Source organism: Ohtaekwangia sp. (assembly GCF_036568665.1).
GTDB lineage: Bacteria > Bacteroidota > Bacteroidia > Cytophagales > Cyclobacteriaceae > Ohtaekwangia.
Genome location: NZ_DATCSD010000346.1, coordinates 1 through 2,394 on the forward strand (window position 1 = coordinate 1; position 2,394 = coordinate 2,394).

Genomic DNA, 2,394 nt, shown 5'->3' on the forward strand with positions numbered 1-2,394 from the left:
TATCATTCGGTTAGTATTACAAGTATCGTATTTATATGCAATAAAAAAAATAGCTGTCTCCCGCAGAAATCGCCAATATTCGCCGATGAAATACAGTTTTATTTCCCACAGAACTCACAGAATTTCGCAGATACATACAGAACATTCATATATCTTCTTGTGAGTACTGCAGGACATGATTCTACTCATAATATCCGGCCCAATCACCGTTCGGTGCAGGGTAACTTAATTTGTAAATTGCTTTTTCCCTTTCGCTGAGGGATAGGAAGTATTTGGAATATTGAATGATGTAGTCCTCTCCCGTGCCCATTCGCCAAAACATATCAGTTGGATTTATTCCTGGAAATTTCTTCCACGGAGGCAGAAACCCAGATATATATCCAAACTCACCCATCGATCGCAAAAAATCCCGCGCCTCCATTAAAGCAAAACCCAACAGGTTAGTACCGCGCCAGACATACGGATTCTCCACCATTTTTTCGTCTTGCGACAATCCAATTCCCCAGATAAAATCCGAAGGACTGGCTTCTACAATTACCTTGTCGCCTGTGGCCAGCAAGTAATCCCGCAAGGTTTTATTCTGATGAAATTTATGGATGGAACCAGTTCGCACTATATCGTACTTCCATTTGTCCCACTGTAGTTCATCAAAATTACGGATCGCCCGCCCCAGCGCTTTTACTTCTCCGGGCTTATCAGAAGCAATGATCTTGTTAAATATATCCGGCTCATCAAACAGACTGGCTTTTTGTGCCATCATCCAGTGTTCAGCAGTTTTATAGGTAATTCCGTCTACTATGAAAGCTGAGGGATACCATTGGCTGAATATAAATTTACCAATCGATTCGCCATGCTTAGCAGCATGCCCCCAGAAGAAGATATACTCTATACTTTCACCGGAGTCGAATTTATGGGTGAGCCAGCTAAGGTTGTATTTCATAATAGACAGAAAAATAGATTTATTTTCTCATATCCTGATAGCTATCAGGAACAGAATTCATAGGAGGTATATTTAAATGTTCTGTATTTATCTGTGTTATTCTGTGAGTTCCGTGGGAGATTTTATTCTTTCAAAAATTCCCTCCACTGGTCGCCTTCAGCAATAGCCTTGATCGCGGCATTTCGCTGCGTCAGAAAATACATCATATACTTTTCGAGAAACAGAAATTCTGCACATTGCCCCAGCCATCCCCATGGAGCTTTAAAGTTAAATAAATCGATCATTACCGTTCCACTGCCGTTTGCCTCAAACTTGTGCGTATGCTCCATCGATTTAAAAGCACCTTGCTGCATCACATCCACAAACATAACAGGACGCTCCCATGCTGTAATCTTTACGGTGAGATGTTGATATATACCGAAGTGTCGTGCACGCCATGTTACCGTTTCCTCAAGGCCGATGAGTCCAGAGGTTCTTCCCGCAATAGCTTCTTCATTTGTATTGGAAACTGAATGTTTATGCAGATCAATACTAAGCGACAAATCGAAAACTCTTTCGACAGGAGCATGTATGAACGTTTCAAGGTATAGATTAGCCACTGTTACGAATATGGGCTCAAGATAACATTCTCACATAAATTCTTTCAGTCCAGTTGCCCATACTCACCCTTAAACTTTAAACCTTGAACTTTAAACCTGTACTAATTCAACCGACCGCCTTCGGACGGATTCGTACAGAAACGCTCATCACCCATCTTGGGAAATCGTGGGCTTTCAACGTGTATTCGCCATGTTTTTCTATGGCATTGGAATTGACCTGATATGGTCATTACCAGATACCGACACTATGTTCAGGAGCTACTTTATAACCGGGCTACGCAACCTGCTGAAGCAAAAAGGATATTCACTTATCAAGATCATCGGCCTTGCATTAGGTCTTTCGGCCAGCCTGATTATCTATCTATATATAGCCGAAGATCTCTCCTACGATACCTTCCACAAAAATTATCCGAACATCGTTCGGCTTCTTACGATCGATAGTGCCGAAGGTGTGAGCAGCAAACTGGTAGGTGTTACACAACCACGTCTGGGGCCCGCAGCGGCAGATGAACTTCCGGAGGTTATTACCAGTGTGCGCTTTACCGGTGGCGGCCGCCTTGACCTCAGCTATAACGACAAGCCTTTGAAATGTGAAGCCGCCTTCCGGGTTGATCCCACAGTGTTCGAAGTATTCAACTTTCCGATTGTAGATGGCGCTACCACCGATGTATTGAATAAACCAGGGTCCGTAGCAATCACGCAAACACTGGCAAAGAAAATTTTCGGCAGCGAAAATCCGATCGGTAAAACTCTCAAGCTAAATCAAACTACTGACCTGAATGTTACTGCTGTATTGGCCGATGTTCCCAAAAACTCGCATCTGCAATTCGACATGCTATATTCACTCGTTCCGGG

At 43.0% G+C, this 2,394-nt stretch carries 3 protein-coding genes; 1 reads left to right on the forward strand and 2 read right to left on the reverse strand.

What is annotated here, in order from left to right; translation table 11 throughout:
• Window positions 1-181 precede the first annotated feature (181 nt).
• A complete protein-coding gene (locus VIN08_RS19570) occupies window positions 182-940 on the reverse strand; it encodes an NADAR family protein (protein WP_331968546.1) in 759 nt (252 codons plus the stop codon).
• Between the two features lie 122 nt (window positions 941-1,062).
• On the reverse strand, window positions 1,063-1,482 hold the full coding sequence (locus tag VIN08_RS19575) for an SRPBCC family protein (RefSeq protein WP_331968549.1): 420 nt from the start codon (window positions 1,480-1,482) through the stop codon (window positions 1,063-1,065).
• Between the two features lie 304 nt (window positions 1,483-1,786).
• Here VIN08_RS19575 and VIN08_RS19580 point away from each other — a divergent pair.
• Window positions 1,787-2,394 (forward strand): ABC transporter permease (locus VIN08_RS19580; protein ID WP_331968552.1); only part of this gene is annotated, 608 nt, incomplete at its 3' end.